Source organism: Streptomyces sp. NPDC059850, from assembly GCF_042731515.1.
Classification (GTDB): Bacteria; Actinomycetota; Actinomycetes; order Streptomycetales; family Streptomycetaceae; genus Streptomyces.
Genome location: NZ_JBHWJI010000051.1, coordinates 1 through 14,879 on the forward strand (window position 1 = coordinate 1; position 14,879 = coordinate 14,879).

General features: G+C 72.7%; 16 protein-coding genes and 1 tRNA gene. 9 read left to right on the forward strand and 8 right to left on the reverse strand.

Annotated features, from left to right (window positions below; translation table 11 throughout):
- Positions 1–63: 63 nt before the first annotated feature.
- On the reverse strand, positions 64–1,227 hold the full coding sequence (locus ACFV9T_RS32160) for an alkene reductase (RefSeq protein WP_385446000.1): 1,164 nt from the start codon (positions 1,225–1,227) through the stop codon (positions 64–66).
- Between the two features lie 111 nt (positions 1,228–1,338).
- Between ACFV9T_RS32160 and ACFV9T_RS32165 the strand changes: the two genes are divergently transcribed.
- Complete coding sequence (locus tag ACFV9T_RS32165) at positions 1,339–2,232, forward strand: sigma-70 family RNA polymerase sigma factor (protein ID WP_385446001.1); 894 nt, start codon at positions 1,339–1,341, stop codon at positions 2,230–2,232.
- A 33-nt stretch (positions 2,233–2,265) separates the two neighbouring features.
- Here the strand turns inward: ACFV9T_RS32165 and ACFV9T_RS32170 are convergent, their stop codons facing one another.
- Both ACFV9T_RS32170 and ACFV9T_RS32175 read right to left on the reverse strand, forming a co-directional pair.
- Positions 2,266–3,525, reverse strand: a complete 1,260-nt coding sequence (locus ACFV9T_RS32170) for an HTTM domain-containing protein (RefSeq protein WP_385446070.1) — start codon at positions 3,523–3,525, stop codon at positions 2,266–2,268.
- A gap of 2 nt (positions 3,526–3,527) precedes the next feature.
- Positions 3,528–4,199: a DUF5819 family protein gene (locus ACFV9T_RS32175; RefSeq protein WP_385446002.1), complete on the reverse strand. Its 672-nt coding sequence runs from the start codon at positions 4,197–4,199 to the stop codon at positions 3,528–3,530.
- A 222-nt stretch (positions 4,200–4,421) separates the two neighbouring features.
- Here ACFV9T_RS32175 and paaA point away from each other — a divergent pair, with 222 nt between their 5' ends.
- The 6 genes from paaA (at position 4,422) to ACFV9T_RS32205 (ending at position 9,268) form a co-directional block, all read left to right on the forward strand.
- Positions 4,422–5,378, forward strand: coding sequence for a 1,2-phenylacetyl-CoA epoxidase subunit PaaA (paaA, locus tag ACFV9T_RS32180; protein WP_385446003.1), 957 nt, complete (start codon positions 4,422–4,424; stop codon positions 5,376–5,378).
- Positions 5,375–5,671, forward strand: a complete 297-nt coding sequence (paaB, locus tag ACFV9T_RS32185; protein WP_385446005.1) for a 1,2-phenylacetyl-CoA epoxidase subunit PaaB — start codon at positions 5,375–5,377, stop codon at positions 5,669–5,671. Before paaA ends, paaB begins: the two co-directional genes overlap by 4 nt.
- The gene (gene paaC, locus ACFV9T_RS32190; protein ID WP_385446006.1) at positions 5,668–6,369 is read left to right on the forward strand and encodes a 1,2-phenylacetyl-CoA epoxidase subunit PaaC; all 702 of its coding nucleotides are present in this window, start codon (positions 5,668–5,670) and stop codon (positions 6,367–6,369) included. Before paaB ends, paaC begins: the two co-directional genes overlap by 4 nt.
- Entirely contained in the window at positions 6,363–6,878 is a 516-nt protein-coding gene (gene paaD, locus ACFV9T_RS32195) for a 1,2-phenylacetyl-CoA epoxidase subunit PaaD (protein ID WP_385446007.1), read from the forward strand. Before paaC ends, paaD begins: the two co-directional genes overlap by 7 nt.
- Entirely contained in the window at positions 6,878–7,987 is a 1,110-nt protein-coding gene (locus tag ACFV9T_RS32200; protein WP_385446008.1) for a 2Fe-2S iron-sulfur cluster-binding protein, read from the forward strand. The genes paaD and ACFV9T_RS32200 overlap by 1 nt, the downstream gene beginning before the upstream one ends.
- Positions 7,988–8,098: 111 nt before the next feature.
- Positions 8,099–9,268, forward strand: coding sequence for an acyl-CoA dehydrogenase family protein (locus ACFV9T_RS32205; RefSeq protein ID WP_385446009.1), 1,170 nt, complete (start codon positions 8,099–8,101; stop codon positions 9,266–9,268).
- 28 nt (positions 9,269–9,296) lie between these two features.
- Here the strand turns inward: ACFV9T_RS32205 and ACFV9T_RS32210 are convergent, their stop codons facing one another.
- The 4 genes from ACFV9T_RS32210 to ACFV9T_RS32225 form a co-directional block, all read right to left on the reverse strand.
- Positions 9,297–9,650: a rhodanese-like domain-containing protein gene (locus tag ACFV9T_RS32210; RefSeq protein ID WP_385446011.1), complete on the reverse strand. Its 354-nt coding sequence runs from the start codon at positions 9,648–9,650 to the stop codon at positions 9,297–9,299.
- A gap of 59 nt (positions 9,651–9,709) precedes the next feature.
- Positions 9,710–10,615, reverse strand: a complete 906-nt coding sequence (locus ACFV9T_RS32215) for a hypothetical protein (RefSeq protein ID WP_385446012.1) — start codon at positions 10,613–10,615, stop codon at positions 9,710–9,712.
- Positions 10,616–10,654: 39 nt separating this feature from the next.
- Positions 10,655–12,100, reverse strand: a complete 1,446-nt coding sequence (locus ACFV9T_RS32220; protein ID WP_385446013.1) for a DUF2252 domain-containing protein — start codon at positions 12,098–12,100, stop codon at positions 10,655–10,657.
- Between the two features lie 140 nt (positions 12,101–12,240).
- Positions 12,241–12,639 (reverse strand): winged helix-turn-helix transcriptional regulator, encoded by a 399-nt coding sequence (locus tag ACFV9T_RS32225; protein WP_385446014.1) that lies wholly within the window; start codon positions 12,637–12,639, stop codon positions 12,241–12,243.
- A 119-nt stretch (positions 12,640–12,758) separates the two neighbouring features.
- Between ACFV9T_RS32225 and ACFV9T_RS32230 the strand changes: the two genes are divergently transcribed.
- Positions 12,759–13,412, forward strand: coding sequence for an FMN-dependent NADH-azoreductase (locus tag ACFV9T_RS32230; RefSeq protein ID WP_385446015.1), 654 nt, complete (start codon positions 12,759–12,761; stop codon positions 13,410–13,412).
- A 230-nt stretch (positions 13,413–13,642) separates the two neighbouring features.
- Here ACFV9T_RS32230 and ACFV9T_RS32235 read toward each other — a convergent pair.
- Positions 13,643–13,729, reverse strand: a tRNA-Leu gene (locus tag ACFV9T_RS32235).
- Between the two features lie 307 nt (positions 13,730–14,036).
- Between ACFV9T_RS32235 and ACFV9T_RS32240 the strand changes: the two genes are divergently transcribed.
- Complete coding sequence (locus tag ACFV9T_RS32240) at positions 14,037–14,870, forward strand: FhaA domain-containing protein (protein WP_385446016.1); 834 nt, start codon at positions 14,037–14,039, stop codon at positions 14,868–14,870.
- Positions 14,871–14,879 lie beyond the last annotated feature (9 nt).

Here is a 14,879-nt window from a genome sequence, read left to right on the forward strand (position 1 = left end):
CGGCGCCCCCCCCCCCCCCCCCGCCGGGCAGACGGTCATCCCGGGCCGGTCACCCCGGGCCGGTCACCCCGGGCCGTCCCGCCAGTCGCTGACCGGGTAGTCCACGTAGCCGCCCGCCCCGCCGGTGTAGTACGTGTCCCGGTCACCGGCCGCCAGCTCCCGGCCGAGGGCGAACCGGGTGACCAGATCGGGGTTGGCGATGAAGTGGGTGGCGAAGGACACGGCGTCGGCGGTCCCGGAGGCGATGAGGGCGTTCGCCGAGGCGCGGTCGTAGCCGTTGTTGGCGATCAGCGGGCCGTCGAACAGCCGCCGGTACCGGGCGGTCTCCCCGGCGTCGGGAGCGTCACCCGGCGCGGCGAGGTCCCGTCCGCGCAGATGCAGATAGGCCACGGGGTGGTCGTTCAGCGCCGACACGAGCGCGTCGTAGTCGGCGAGCGTCTCCTCGTCCGCCCGGAACAGCTCCCCGTCGCTCCAGTACGGCCCCAGCCGGACCCCGGCGCCCCGGCCGTCCCAGGGCCGGGCGGCCGCGTCGACGATCTCCAGCAGCAGCCGTCTGCGGGCCGCGCGGTCGCCGCCGTAGCCGTCCGTCCGGTGGTTCAGCCGGGGGTTGAGGAACTGCGTGATCAGGAACGAGCCGAGGGCGCCGATCTCGACCCCGTCGAACCCGGCCCGCCGGGCGTTCTCCGAGGCGGCGCCGAAAGCGGCGACCGTGGCCGCGATGTCGGCCTCGGTCATGGCCCGGGGCGTGACGGTTCCCGTGAACCCGCCGGGAGTGAAGGACCGCGTACGGGGGTTGATCGCCGAGGGCCCGGCGGGTTGCCGTCCGCCCAGGTGGTCGGGGTGCGAGGCGGCGCCGGTGTGCCACAGCTGGAGCACGATGCGGCCGCCGAGCGCGTGCACGACGCCGGTGACCCTCCGCCAGGCGGCCACCTGCTCCTCGCTGTAGATACCGGGCACGTTGACGAAGCCGATCGCCTGCTCACTGACCCAGGTCCCCTCGGCGATGATCAGCCCGGCGCTGGCCCGCTGGCCGTAGTACGCGGCGTGCATCGCGGTCGGCACCAGCCCGTCGGCGGCGGCGCGGGCGCGGGTGACCGGTGCCATCACCACCCGGTTGGGCAACCGGAAGCCGCCGAGGTCCGCAGGGCCCAGCAGCGGCTGTCCCAGGTCTGTCGCGACGGCGGTGTGGGCGGTCTCGGCGGTGCTGAGGGTGTCGGCGGTGTACATGGCGTGTCTCCCGTTCTTCCTGTCGTTCGTGTCTTCCTGGCGGCATACGGTCACGTCAGGCCCGTTCCGCGCGTCATCACGGTGACGGAGCACGGCGGCGAAAGGTGACCCATGGACGAGCAGGACCGGCTGGCCGAACGTTTCGAGGCCCATCGCGGCCATCTGCGGGCGGTCGCCTACCGGATGCTCGGCTCGCTCAGCGAGGCGGACGACGCCGTCCAGGAGACCTGGCTGCGGCTCAGCCGCAGTGACGCCGACCGGGTCGAGAACCTGCCCGCCTGGCTGCACACGGTCGTCTCCCGGCTGTGCCTGGACATGCTGCGCTCGCGCTCCTCCCGCCGGGAGGAGCCCATCGAGCGGCAGTCGGCCGACCAGGTCCGGGACGGCGGCGGTACGGGCGGCGGGGGCGATCCCGAGGGCGAAGCGGTCCTGGTCGACTCGGTCGGCCGCGCCCTGCTCGTGGTGCTGGACACGCTCGCCCCCGCCGAGCGGATCGCCTTCGTCCTGCACGACGCGTTCGCCGTGCCGTTCGACCAGATCGCTCCCGTCGTGGAGCGCTCCCCGGAGACGGCGAAGAAGCTCGCCAGCCGCGCGCGCCGCAAGGTGCGCGGCACGCCCTCGGTCTCCGCCGCCGCACTCGCCGCCCAGCGCCGGACCGTGGACGCCTTCCTCGCCGCCGCACGCGACGGCGACCTGGAGGGGCTGCTGGCGGTGCTCGCCCCGGACGTCGTACGCCGCGCCGACCGGGCGGCCCTCCCGCCGGGCGTCCCGGTGATCTCCCGTGGTGCGCGCGCGGTGGCCGAGGAGACCACCGTGCTCGGGCGCCGGGCGCGGTTCGCCGCACCCGCGCTGGTGAACGGCTCTGTGGGCGTGGTCGTGGCGCCGTACGGGCGGCTGCGGCTCGCCCTCACGTTCACGGTCGAGGACGGGCGGATCGCCGCGTACGAGGTGATCGCCGACCCGGCCCGGCTCGGCGGGCTGGAGCTGGCCGTCCTCGACGGATGAAGCGCCGGGGCGGGCCGGGGCGGGCGAGGCCGCTCAGCCGGTGAGCGTGGGGGCGGGCTGCTCGTCGTCCGGCCGCTCGTCGTCCTCCCGCGCCCGCTGCCTGGGCAGGCGGACGGCGCGCGCGGCCAGCCGGTCGCGGACCCCGGTCGCCTTCCGGCCGGTCCAGAGCAGGAAGGCGGTCGGCAGGAACACCGCGTCCGCGGCGATGGCGGCGAGCGAGAAAAAGGGCAGGCCGAGCGCGACGGCGATACCGATGTGTTCCAGCATCAGCAGCACCAGCATGGCGTTCTTGACCCGGCGGTTCAGCAGGGTGAAGGGGAAGGCGACCTGGACGACGACCGTGCCGTACGTCAGCAGCATCACCAGGGTGCCGCTGCTCGCGAGCGCGTCGGCCAGCGACGGCCAGGGGGAGAAGTAGTCCAGGTGCAGCGGGTAGTAGAGGGCGGTGCCGTCCTGCCAGCGCGATCCCTGGACCTTGTACCACCCGGCGGAGGCGTAGAGCAGGCACACCTCGCCCATGATCACCACGAGGGTGCCGTTGTGCGCCAGGTTGGCGAGCATGTCCAGGACGGTGCGCGGCTCCCCCGGCGCGTAGCGGCGCACGAGCCACCAGCCGCCCTGGACGAGCCACAGCCCCCACAGGACCGTGGCCCAGCCGAGGCCGGGGAGCGGGCCGTCGGCGGTCGGGGACAGCCCGGCGCCGGTGAAGAACTGGATCCAGGCCAGGGCGAGCCCCAGGACGGTCCACAGCACGATCCCGGTCGTATCGCGCGACGGCTCCCGCCCGTCGTCCGGGCGGCGGGCGGCGCGGCGGGCGTCGAGCGACCAGACCTGGCCGCACCGGGTGAGCACCAGATAGAGCGACATCAGGTGGATGAGGTTGTCGCCGCCGTCGCCGACGAAGATGGAGCGGTTCTGCAGCGCCAGCACACCGAGCATGAACAGCACGGACATGGTGCGGGTGCGCCAGCCGAGCAGGAGCAGCAGGGCCGAGACGAGGGCGAGGGCGTAGACGGTCTCGAACCACAGGCCGCTGTCGGACCACATGAGCGCGGTGAAGGCGCGGTTGCCGTCGATGAGCTGACGGGCCATGTCCCAGTTCCAGGGGCCGTCGGGGCCGTACAGCTCCCGGCGGTGGGGCCATTCGCGGAGCAGGAAGAGCAGCCAGGTGAAGGAGAAGCCGATGCGCACCACGGCCGTCTGGTACGGGCCGAGCGCGGAGCCGGTGACGCGGGCGTGACCGCGCGCCACGGCGGTCTGGACGCGCGCCAGGGCGGCCTGGGCAGCGGATATCGTCACCGGCGCGTCCCCTCCGGAAGGTCGGCCCCGGTCGCCGTCCACCAGGGCAGGGTCCGGTAGTACGTCTTGGTGTCGGTCTTCTCGTCGCTCCACGGCGGTGCGGCCAGCGGCGTGGTCGCGGACCGTACCTGGACGCGCTGCACCCGGCCGCCCTCCGGCTCCGGGCCGAGCCGGAGCATGACGATCCGGCGTATGTACTGCTCGGAGAGGCTGCCGCGGGTGCCGTTCGGCCGTTCCCGCGCGTCGTGCGAACCGGCGTAGAACTCCCAGGCGCGGCGCAGTTCGTTCTGCTGGGTGTGGCTGGGCAGCGGGTTGTGGCGGATGGCGGCGCCGTCCTGGGCGGAGAGATTGGTCCAGTCGGTCGTCGCGAGGCCGCCCTCGGGGGTGCGGATCTCGGCCCGGGCCTGGATGGCGATGTCCTGCTGGAGGGGATTGGGCGCGAAGAGCTTCCAGTTCCGCTCGAATTCCGGATAGGTGTACTCGTCCATGGCCGCGCCGTGCCGCTTGCTGATCGTGTTGGGCGGCGAAACGCTCAGGAACGCCAGCCCGAGGTGGATGGCCACGGCGACCGCGACGGCGGCGACAGCCACCGCGACGATCAGCTGTGATGGCAGTGAGAGCGCGGCGAGCCGTTCCGCCGCCTCGTCGTCCGGCTCCGTTACCGCCATGCCCCGCCCCACTCCCGATGGTCCAGGTCCCCGCACCCGGCCCGGACGGCCGCGCACCCACGGTCCCCAGGGGGTGTCCCTGCGTCCGGCACGCTACCGATGCGGCCCACCGGGCACAGCATCCTCAGCGTTATCCACAGGCTTGACACCCTACGTTCCCTCGGCACACCATTGAACCGAACGATCGGTCGGTCGGTTATTGGCCTGGCGAAGGGGCTTCGCATGACGACGATGGCGGCGGATGCCGGGGCGGGGGCCTACGAGGCGGTGTTCGACGCCGCCCTGGCCGCGGACGAGCGCATCGAGCCGCGCGACTGGATGCCCGACGCCTACCGGGCGTCCCTGGTCCGGCAGATCGCGCAGCACGCCCACTCCGAGATCATCGGCATGCAGCCCGAGGCCAACTGGATCACCCGCGCCCCCTCGCTGCGGCGCAAGGCGATCCTGATGGCGAAGGTCCAGGACGAGGCGGGCCACGGCCTGTATCTCTACAGCGCGGCGGAGACCCTGGGCACCAGCCGGGACGAGCTGCTCGACAAGCTCCACACGGGCCGCCAGAAATACTCGTCGATCTTCAACTACCCGACGCTGACCTGGGCCGACGTGGGCGCCATCGGCTGGCTGGTGGACGGCGCGGCGATCACCAACCAGGTCCCGCTGTGCCGCTGCTCCTACGGGCCGTACGCCCGCGCGATGGTGCGGATCTGCAAGGAGGAGTCCTTCCACCAGCGCCAGGGATATGAGCTGCTGCTGGCCCTGAGCCGGGGCACCGAGGCCCAGCACGCCATGGCCCAGGACGCGGTGGACCGCTGGTGGTGGCCGTCGCTGATGATGTTCGGCCCGCCCGACGACGCCTCGGCGCACTCCGCCCAGTCGATGGCCTGGAAGATCAAGCGCCATTCCAACGACGAGCTGCGCCAGCGCTTCGTCGACATCTGCGTCCCGCAGGCCGAATCCCTCGGCCTCACCCTCCCCGACCCCGATCTGCGATGGAACGAGGAGCGGGGCCACCACGACTTCGGCGCGATCGACTGGGACGAGTTCGGCGAGGTGCTGCGGGGAAACGGGCCGTGCAACGCCCAGCGGATGTCCCAGCGGCGCCGGGCCCATGAGGAAGGCGCCTGGGTGCGCGAGGCGGCCGCGGCGTACGCGGCCAAGCACGGGGAGGCACAGGCATGAGCGGTAGCGGAGACGGCGCATGGCCGCTGTGGGAGGTGTTCGTCCGCGGCAGGCGCGGCCTCGCGCACACCCACGCGGGCTCCCTGCACGCCCCGGACGCGGAGATGGCCCTGCGGAACGCGCGCGATCTGTACACCCGGCGCTCGGAAGGCGTCTCGATCTGGGTGGTGCCCTCCGCCTCGGTCACCGCCTCCTCGCCGGACGAGAAGGACCCGTTCTTCGAGCCCGCCGCCGACAAGCCCTACCGGCACCCCACGTTCTACGAGATCCCGGAAGGGGTGCGGCACCTGTGACCGCGGCCCTCGCCCTGGGCGATGACGCGCTGGTGCTCTCCCACCGGCTGGGGGAGTGGGCGGGCCACGCCCCCGTGCTGGAGGAGGAGGTCGCGCTCGCCAACATCGCCCTCGACCTGCTCGGCCAGGCCCGGGTGCTGCTCTCCCTCGCCGGTGACGAGGACGAGTTGGCGTATCTGCGCGAGGAGCGGGCGTTCCGCAACGTCCAGTTGGTCGAGCAGCCCAACGGGGACTTCGCCCGCACCATCGCCCGCCAGCTCTACTTCTCCACCTACCAGGAGCTGTTGTACGAGGAGCTGGCGCGCGGCGACGGCCCCTTCGCGCCGCTGGCCGCCAAGGCGGTCAAGGAGGTCGCCTACCACCGCGACCACGCCGAGCACTGGACGCTGCGGCTCGGCGACGGCACGGAGGAGAGCCATCAGCGGATGCGCCACGGGGTGGACGCGCTATGGCGATTCACCGGCGAGCTGTTCGAGCCGGTCGAGGGGTGTGAGGCCGAGTGGTCCGCGCTGCAGGGCGCCTGGCTGGAGCGCGTCAGCGCCGTCCTCACCCGGGCCACACTGAGCGTGCCCGAGGGGCCGAGGCGCGATGGCTGGGCGGCCGGTGCCGGGCGCCAGGGCATCCACACCGAGCCATTCGGCCCGATGCTCGCGCAGATGCAGCATCTGCACCGCAGCCACCCGGGGGCGGCATGGTGACGCCCGCGCCCCACGCCCCCACCGCGCTCGAGGAGGAGCTGCGGCGGCTGGCCGGATCCGTGCCGGATCCCGAGCTGCCGATGGTGTCCCTGGCCGAGCTGGGCGTGCTGCGGGGGCTGCGGGTCCCGGCACCGGGCCGGGTCGAGGTGGACCTGACCCCCACCTACACCGGCTGCCCGGCGGTGGAGACGATGGCCGCCGACATCGAGCGGGTGCTGCGTGACCGCGGCATGGCCGAGGTCGAGGTCCGTACGGTGCTCGCCCCGCCCTGGACGACGGACGCGATCAGCGCCGAGGGCCGCCGCAAGCTCGCGGAATTCGGCATCGCGCCGCCCGCGCCGACGCGGGCCGCGGCGTCCGGGCCGGTGCCCGTCGCGCTGACCGTGCGCTGTCCGCACTGCGGCTCGACCGAGACCACGCTGCTCAGCCGCTTCTCCTCCACCGCGTGCAAGGCGCTGCGCCGCTGCGAGACCTGCCGCGAACCGTTCGACCACTTCAAGGAGTTGTGATGGCCGCGGAAGTGGTGCCGAGCACCGCGCCCCGCCACGGCGCGTTCCATCCGCTGCGGGTGGCGGCCGTCGATCCGCTCGCCGATGACGCGGTGGCCGTCACCCTCCGGGTGCCGCCCGCGCTGCGCGAGACGTTCCGCTTCCTCCCCGGGCAGCACATCGCGGTGCGGCGGTTCACGGACGGCGCGGAGATCCGGCGTACGTATTCGATCTGCGTCCCCGCCCCGGGTCCGGAGGGTCCGGAGCTGCTGCGGGTCGGGGTGCGGCTGGTGGAGGGCGGCGCGTTCTCCACGTACGCGCTCAAGGAGCTGGCGGCCGGGGAGGTGGTGGAGGTGATGGCCCCGGCCGGGCGGTTCGTGCTCGACCCCAGGCCCGGTCATTTCGCCGCGGTCGTCGGCGGCAGCGGCATCACACCCGTGCTCTCCATCGCCGCCACCCTGCTGGAGCGGCAGCCCGAAGCCCGCTTCTGTCTGATCCGCAGCGACCGCACCGCGGCCTCCACGATGTTCCTGGAGGAGGTCGCCGACCTCAAGGACCGCTGGCCCGACCGGTTCCAGCTGGTGTGCGCCCTCTCCCGGGAGGAACAGCAGTCCGGGCTGGTGTCCGGGCGGCTGGATCAGGAGCGGCTGACCGGGCTGCTGCCCGCGCTGCTGCCGGTGACCTCGGTGGACGGCTGGTTCCTGTGCGGTCCTTACGGGCTGGTGCGCGCCGCCGAGCAGGCGCTGCGCGGACTCGGGGTGCCGCGCGGCCGGGTCCATCAGGAGATCTTCCATGTGGCGGGCGAGCCCGGTGAGGGCGTCTCCCCCGCCCCCCGCCCGGCCGCCGCGTCCTCGCACAGCACGGTGACGGCGACCCTGGACGGCCGGTCGGGCAGCTGGCCGGTGCGGGACGGGGAGCCGCTGCTGGAGACCGTGCTGCGCAATCGCGCGGACGCGCCGTACGCCTGCAAGGGCGGGGTGTGCGGGACCTGCCGGGCGTTCCTGGTCTCCGGGGAGGTGCGGATGGACCGGAACTTCGCGCTGGAGCCGGACGAGGTGGAGGCGGACTATGTGCTGTCCTGTCAGTCCCATCCGGTCGGCGAGCGGGTGGAGCTGGACTTCGACCGCTGACGTTCCCCGACTTGCGGGGCGTTCCCCTCTTGCTGGGGCGTTCCCTTCTTATAGAACGTGTTCTATCTTGACGGTCCGTCAGACGAAGCTCGCGGCGCGGGAGGACGGACAGTGGACTTCACCTTCACCGAGGAGCAACGGGCGGCGGTCGAGGCGGCGAAGGCCGTCTTCTCCTCCACCACACCGGACGCGGTGCCCAGCCCCGCCCTCACCCCCGGCGCCGTCGCCGAGGACATCGACCGCGCGCTGTGGCGCAGGCTCGCCGACGCCGATCTGCTCGGGCTGATCCTCGACCCGCGCTACGGCGGCTCCGGGCTCGACCCCCTCGCCCTGTGCCTGGTGCTGCGCGAGTCCGCGAAGGTGCTGGCCCGGGTGCCCCTGCTGGAGACCGCCGCGGCCGCCCTCGCCGTGCAGCGGTACGGCACACCCGAGCTGTGCGCCGCCGTGCTGCCCCGGGCCGCCCGCGGCGACCTCGTGCTCACCGTGGCCACTGCCGGACGCACCGGCCACGGCCCGGCCGAACTCGCCGTCCAGGCACGCCGGGACGGCGCCGACTGGGTGCTGGACGGAGTGCAGACCGCCGTCCCCTGGGCCGCCGACGCCGATCTCCTGCTGATCCCCGCGCACACCGGCGCGGGCCGGGCGCTCCTCGCCCTGGTCCCCCGCGACCGGGCGGGTATCGGCCTGGACGAGCAGGTGTCCACCAGCGGCGAGCGACTGGCCGAGGTCCGGCTGGACGCGGTCCGGGCGGCCGGTCACGAGGTGCTGGACACGGACGGCGCCTGGGACTGGCTGCGCGCGCTGCTCACCACCGGCACCTGTGCGCTGGCCCTGGGCGTCGGCACGGCGGTGCTCGGCCTGACCAGCTCCTACACGTCCACGCGTGAGCAGTTCGGCCATCCGCTCGCCACGTTCCAGGCGGTCGCCGTCCAGACCGCCGACCGGTACATCGATCTGCGGGCCATGGAGGCCACGCTGTGGCAGGCCGCCTGGCGGCTCTCCCAGGACGAGAAGGGCACGGACGAGAAGGGCACGGACGCGACGGCGAACGGGGCACTGCCGGTCGCCGGAGACGTGGCGGTCGCCAAGATGTGGGCCGCCGACGGCGTACGCCGGGTCGTCCAGACCGCGCAGCATCTGCACGGCGGCTTCGGCGCGGTCACCGACTATCCGCTGCACCGCTATCACGCCTGGGCCAAGCATCTGGAGCTGTCGCTCGGCCCCGCCGCCGCCCACGAGGAGCAGCTGGGCGAACTCCTCGCCGCCCACCCCCTCGCCTGAGGCGACCCGCGACAGAGTGGGGGTATCCCTAGAGCACGAAGGCGCCGTCGGCCGTGCCGTCCTGGCCGCCGACCATCGGCCGACCGGACGCCTCCCAGGCGAGCATCCCGCCGTCCACGTTCACCGCGTCCAGGCCCTGGGCGACCAGATACTGCGTCACCTGCGCGGACCGCCCGCCGACCCGGCACATCACATGCACCCGGCGCCCCTCATCAACCGACTCGGTCAGCTCGCCGAACCGGGCGACGACCTGGCTCATCGGGATATGAAGCGCGCCCTCGACATGCCCGGCCGCCCACTCGTCGTCCTCCCGGACGTCGAGCAGAAAGCCATCGGCCGGCACCGCCGCGGCCTCCATCTGGGGAAGCTGGGCAAAATGCATCACACACACCTCTCACATGACATGGGCAGCCCGGTGACATGGGCAGCCCGGCAAACCTACTACCGCGCCAGCTCCGCGAGCCGGGCCTCCTTCTCGGAAACCTGGGCGATCAGCTGCTCGGCGATCTCGTCCAGCAGCCGGTCCGGATCCTCCGGCGCCATCTTGATCATCGCGCCGATCGCGCTCGACTCAAGCTCGTTCGCGGCCTCGGCCAGCATCTCCTTGCGCTCGGCCAGCCACTCCAGCCGGGCGTACAGCTCCTCGCTGCGGCTCGCCCGCCGCTCGGGCGGCGGCGGACCGGCCTCCCACTCCTCGGCCAGCGCCCGCAGCGCCGCCTCGTCCCCGGCCGCGTACGCCGCGTTGACCCGCACGATGAACTCACCGCGCCGCTCCCGCTCGGCCCCCTCCTCGGCCAGGTCCGGATGGGCCTTGCGGGCCAGGTCACGGTAGATCCGGCGGGCCTCCTCGCTCGGCCGCACCCGGGGCGGCGGCTGCACCGGCTGCTCGGTGAGCATCGCGGACGCCTCCGGCGACAGACCGTCCGAGTCGATCCAGCCGTGGAACAGCTCCTCCACACCGGGCATCGGCTGCACCAGACCGCGCGCCTCACGGGCCCGTCGCTGGTCCTCCGGATCACCGGTGCGCGCCGCGACCGCCTCGGCGATCAGCGCGTCCAGCTCGTCCAGGCGCGAGTACATCGGCCCGAGCCGCTGATGGTGCAGCCGGGAGAAGTTCTCCACCTCGACCCGGAAGGTCTCCACCGCGATCTCGAACTCGATCAGCGCCTGCTCGGCCGCCCGCACCGCCCGCTCAAGACGCTCGGCGGCCCGCGCCTCTTCCTCGGATCGCGCCTCCTCGGAACGTGCTTGCTCGGACTGTGCCTCGGCCGCCGCCCGGTCTTCCTCCTGGGGCTCCGCCTCGGGCACCGCCCGCTGTGCCTGCTGCTGCGCTTCCCGGTTCGTCACCCGCTCAGCCTACGTGGGGCCTCTCTCGGCTCCCGAGCCTCACACCCCCGGCTCGGCCGCTATCCGCCCCGCGCGCCCCGCGGTCAGCAGTTCCGCGTGGTCGGCCTCCGTACGGTCCGCGTACGCCACCGCGAAGTCGGCCATCGCCTCGTCCAGCTCCTCCCCCTTGCCGCAGTACCCGGCGAGCAGCCGCGGATCCGCGCTGTGCGCATGGGCCCGCGCCAGCAGCGCGCCCGTCATCCGTCCGTAATCGTCCATCTGGTCGGCGGCCAGCGCCGCCGGGTCCACGCTCCCCTTGCGGTTGCGGAACTGCCGCACCTGGTACGGCCGCCCGCGCACCGTCGTCCAGCCCAGCAGAATGTCGCTGACGACCTGCATCCGCTTCTGGCCGAGCACCACCCGCCGCCCCTCGTGGACGACCTCGGGTATCTCGAAACCGGCCCGCCCCAGATGCGGCAGCAGCGCGGACGGCCGGGCCTCCTTCACCTGGAGCACCAGCGGCTCGCCCCGGTGGTCGAGCAGCAGCACCACATACGAACGCGTCCCCACGCTGCCCGTGCCCACGACCCGGAACGCCACATCGTGCACCTCGTACCGGGCGAGCAGCGGCAGCCGGTCCTCGGGCAGCGTGCCCAGATAGTCGCCGAGCGCCGCCGCGACCGCCACCGCCTCGGCGTCCGGCACCCGCCGCAGCACCGGCGGCGCGTCCACGAAGCGCCGGGCCACGGGCCGCCCGGAGGAGCCCCCGTCCCCCGGGACCGCCTCGGTGGCCTTGGCGGCGAAGCGCGCGCTCGTGTTCCGCCGGGCCTTCTCGGCGACCCGCCCCAGCGTCCCGGCCAGGTCCCGGGCGTCGGTGTGCGAGACCAGTTCCTCGTCCGCGATCGCGTTCCACGCGTCGGCGGCCGGGAGCTTGGCCAGCAGCCGCGCCGTGCGCCGGTAGGCGCCCGCCGCGTCACGGGCGGCCGACCGGCAGGTGTCCTCGTCGGCACCGGCCTCCCGCCCGGCCAGCACCAGCGAGGCCGCGAGCCGCTTCACATCCCACTCCCACGGACCGTGGACGGTCTCGTCGAAGTCGTTCAGATCGATGACCAGGCCGCCGCGCGCGTCCCCGTAGAGCCCGAAGTTGGCGGCGTGCGCGTCACCGCAGAGCTGTGCGCCGACGCCGGTGACCGGGGTGCCCGCCAGGTCGTGCGCCATCAGCCCGGCCGAACCGCGGAGGAAGGAGAACGGGGTCGCGATCATCCGCCCCACCCGTATCGGCGTCAGCTCCGGCAGCCGCCCGGCGTTCGACCGCTCGACCGCCGCCACCGCGTCCGGCCGCCCGGGGCCGGGGGACGGCAGCGCGGCGTGCGCCGAGCGCGGCACCCGCTTCCGCAGTGCCTTCCCCTCCTGCCGGGGAGAGGGGCCCTCACCGCGCCAGGCGGCGAACCCCGGGACCTGGGGCAGCCGCCGGGCCGCCCCGCCCATACCCGTGCCGTCAGCCATCACGCCCCCCGCTTCGTTCTTCGCCCGTCACCGGCATCGCCGACGGCGGCTCACCGTCGACCGACCAGCACCGTACCCCCGATCGCCCAGATCCCGTCAGGGCCTGTGGATAACTCCGGCGAGTCCGGCGAAGTCCCTGCTCAGGGCCGGAACTGGTCCGGGCAGCCGCCGCCTTCGGGCATATGGTCCTCGGCCCACCGCCCCAGTTCCCTCAGCGCGGGCTCCAGCGCCTTCCCGGCCTCCGTCAGCCGGTAGGCCACCCGCAGCGGAGGCCCGGAGTCCACTTCCCGGATCACCAGCCCCGCCGCCGCCAGTTCGGTGAGCCGGTCCGACAGCATCCGCTCGCTGATGCCCGGGATGGCCCGTCGCAACTCCGCGAAGTACGCCCCCTGTTGGGTCAGAACGGCCACGATCAGCCCCGTCCACCGCTTGCCGAACAGCTCGAAGACCCGGGTCATCTTGCCGTCGACCTGCTTGCACACGTGCTCGTCGTGGATCTCGTGCTCGCCGTGGGTCTCGCGCCCACCTCCGTCCGCCATGGAATACACGATACTGCGTTCCCGTTCGGTACTGCAGAAAAGTAAGCTACTGTGCCAATCGTAGGTACGTAGAAAACCACCGCTCCTTTGTGGAGCGCCTTGTCCACGGAGGCACCTCCATGCCCACGCTTCTTCACCTCGACACCTCGGTCTTCCCCGGCGAAGCCTCCGCCTCCCGCGCGGTGACCGCCACCTTCCGCAAGGAGTGGGAGGCCCAGCACCCGACCGGCACGGTCATCTACCGCGACCTGGCCGCCGAGCCGCTGCCGCACCTCGACGGTCTCGCCGCCCAGGCCGGATTCGTTCCCGCCGAGGCCCACACCCCCGAGCAGAAGGCCGCCTTCGCGCTGCGCGACACCCTGGCCGGTGAGCTTGAGCAGGCCGACGTGGTGCTCATAGCCGCCCCGATGTACAACTTCACGATCCCCTCCACGCTCAAGGCGTGGCTGGACCACGTGATCATCATGGGCCGCACCTCCGGCGCCGAGCAGACCTCCACCTCGGGCACCCCGGCGATCGTCGTCGCCAGCCGGGGCGGCGGCTACGGCCCGGGCACGCCTCGGGAGAGCTTCGAGTTCGTCACGACCTACCTGGAGAAGACGCTGAAGGACACGCTGGGCCTCGACGTCGAGTTCGTCGTGCCGGAGCTGACCCTGGCCCGCAGCAACCCGGCCATGGCCGAGCTGGTCGAGCTGTCGGACGCCTCCAAGGCGAAGGCCCACGAGGACGCCGCCTCGAAGGCCAAGTCGCTCGCCTCCCGCTTCGCCGCCTGATCAGCGTCCGGCCGCGGAACCGCGGGGCCGCCCCACCCGGGGAGGCCCCGCTTCCGTTTGTCCAAAAGGAGTCCAAACCGACGTCCCGGCCGAGCCGTTGAAGGCTGATGTGGATCAAGCCGAAGTGGCAGTGGATCAAGCCGAACTCGAGTCGGGCACGAGGAGAGCCACATAACGCGAAGCGGGCCCCTCCGAGCGACTTTCGTCACTCCGGAGAGGCCCGCTCCGACTGGTGCGCGAGGGGGGAGTTGAACCCCCACGCCCTTTCGGGCACTGGAACCTGAATCCAGCGCGTCTGCCTATTCCGCCACCCGCGCATGGGTGCTTGTCTTCCGCTCACCGCCTGTTCCGCGGGCCTTTCGGTCCGGTTCGCTGCGGCGCCTTCCGACATCCAGAACACTAGCACGCTGGGCAGGGTGGATTCACACTCGTTGTCGAGCCCCCGCGCGGAGGGGCTCCGTCGCGGTTGCGGGACACTGTCCAGAGGGCACCTCTACGATCCTGTGAGAGGTGACACTGCTCCGCAGGGCCAGGAAGGGGAACCACCCGATTTCCCGACGCGTGGATACGATCAGTAAGCAGTACCAGGACGACACTGAGCACGACTGAGGAAGGAGGTGCCCCGTGGGAGTGCTGAAGCGCTTCGAGCAGCGTCTCGAGGGTCTCGTGAACGGCACCTTCGCCAAGGTGTTCAAGTCGGAGGTCCAGCCCGTCGAGATCGCGGGCGCGCTCCAGCGCGAGTGCGACAACAACGCGACCATCTGGAACCGGGACCGGACCGTCGTCCCCAACGACTTCATCGTCGAGCTGAGCACCGGCGACTACGAGCGGCTCGCGCCGTACTCCGGGCAGCTCGGCGACGAGCTGTCCGGCATGGTCCGCGAGTACGCCAAGCAGCAGCGGTACACCTTCATGGGCGGCGTCAAGGTCCACCTGGAGAAGGCCGACGACCTCGACACCGGCCTGTACCGGGTGCGCAGCCGGACCCTGGCCTCCAGCGAGTCCCAGAGCCCGGCGGCGGCCCAGCAGGCCCCGGCCCGAGGCGGCGGAGCACCGCAGCAGCGCCCGGGCGGCTACGGCCAGCCCGCGGGCGCGCCGCCCATGCCCAGCGCCCCTCCCGGCGCCCGCCCCGGAGCCCGGAGCGGAGGCGCGGGCGTCGGCCCGCAGCCGCAGGGTCAGACCCGGCGCTGGATTGAGATCAATGGCACTCGCCACCAGATCTCCCGGTCCACCCTGGTTCTGGGCCGCAGTACCGACGCTGACGTGCGCATTGACGATCCCGGTGTCTCCCGCAGGCACGCGGAAATCCGGGTCGGAACACCGCCGACCGTCCAGGATCTGGGGTCGACGAACGGCATCGTGGTGGACGGACAGCACACCACCCGCGCTACGCTCCGCGACGGCTCACGGATCGTCGTGGGCAGCACCACCATCGTTTACCGGCAAGCCGAAGGGTGAAGCGGGGGC

Excerpts from the sequence above, each read along its gene's own strand:
- ACFV9T_RS32160 (WP_385446000.1), bottom strand. The coding sequence starts at position 1,227 with ATGTACACCGCCGACACCCTCAGCACCGCCGAGACCGCCCACACCGCC.
- ACFV9T_RS32165 (WP_385446001.1), top strand. The coding sequence starts at position 1,339 with ATGGACGAGCAGGACCGGCTGGCCGAACGTTTCGAGGCCCATCGCGGC.
- ACFV9T_RS32175 (WP_385446002.1), bottom strand. The coding sequence starts at position 4,199 with ATGGCGGTAACGGAGCCGGACGACGAGGCGGCGGAACGGCTCGCCGCG.
- paaA (WP_385446003.1), top strand. The coding sequence starts at position 4,422 with ATGACGACGATGGCGGCGGATGCCGGGGCGGGGGCCTACGAGGCGGTG.
- paaB (WP_385446005.1), top strand. The coding sequence starts at position 5,375 with ATGAGCGGTAGCGGAGACGGCGCATGGCCGCTGTGGGAGGTGTTCGTC.
- paaD (WP_385446007.1), top strand. The coding sequence starts at position 6,363 with ATGGTGACGCCCGCGCCCCACGCCCCCACCGCGCTCGAGGAGGAGCTG.
- ACFV9T_RS32200 (WP_385446008.1), top strand. The coding sequence starts at position 6,878 with ATGGCCGCGGAAGTGGTGCCGAGCACCGCGCCCCGCCACGGCGCGTTC.
- ACFV9T_RS32210 (WP_385446011.1), bottom strand. The coding sequence starts at position 9,650 with ATGCATTTTGCCCAGCTTCCCCAGATGGAGGCCGCGGCGGTGCCGGCC.
- ACFV9T_RS32220 (WP_385446013.1), bottom strand. The coding sequence starts at position 12,100 with ATGGCTGACGGCACGGGTATGGGCGGGGCGGCCCGGCGGCTGCCCCAG.
- ACFV9T_RS32225 (WP_385446014.1), bottom strand. The coding sequence starts at position 12,639 with ATGGCGGACGGAGGTGGGCGCGAGACCCACGGCGAGCACGAGATCCAC.
- ACFV9T_RS32230 (WP_385446015.1), top strand. The coding sequence starts at position 12,759 with ATGCCCACGCTTCTTCACCTCGACACCTCGGTCTTCCCCGGCGAAGCC.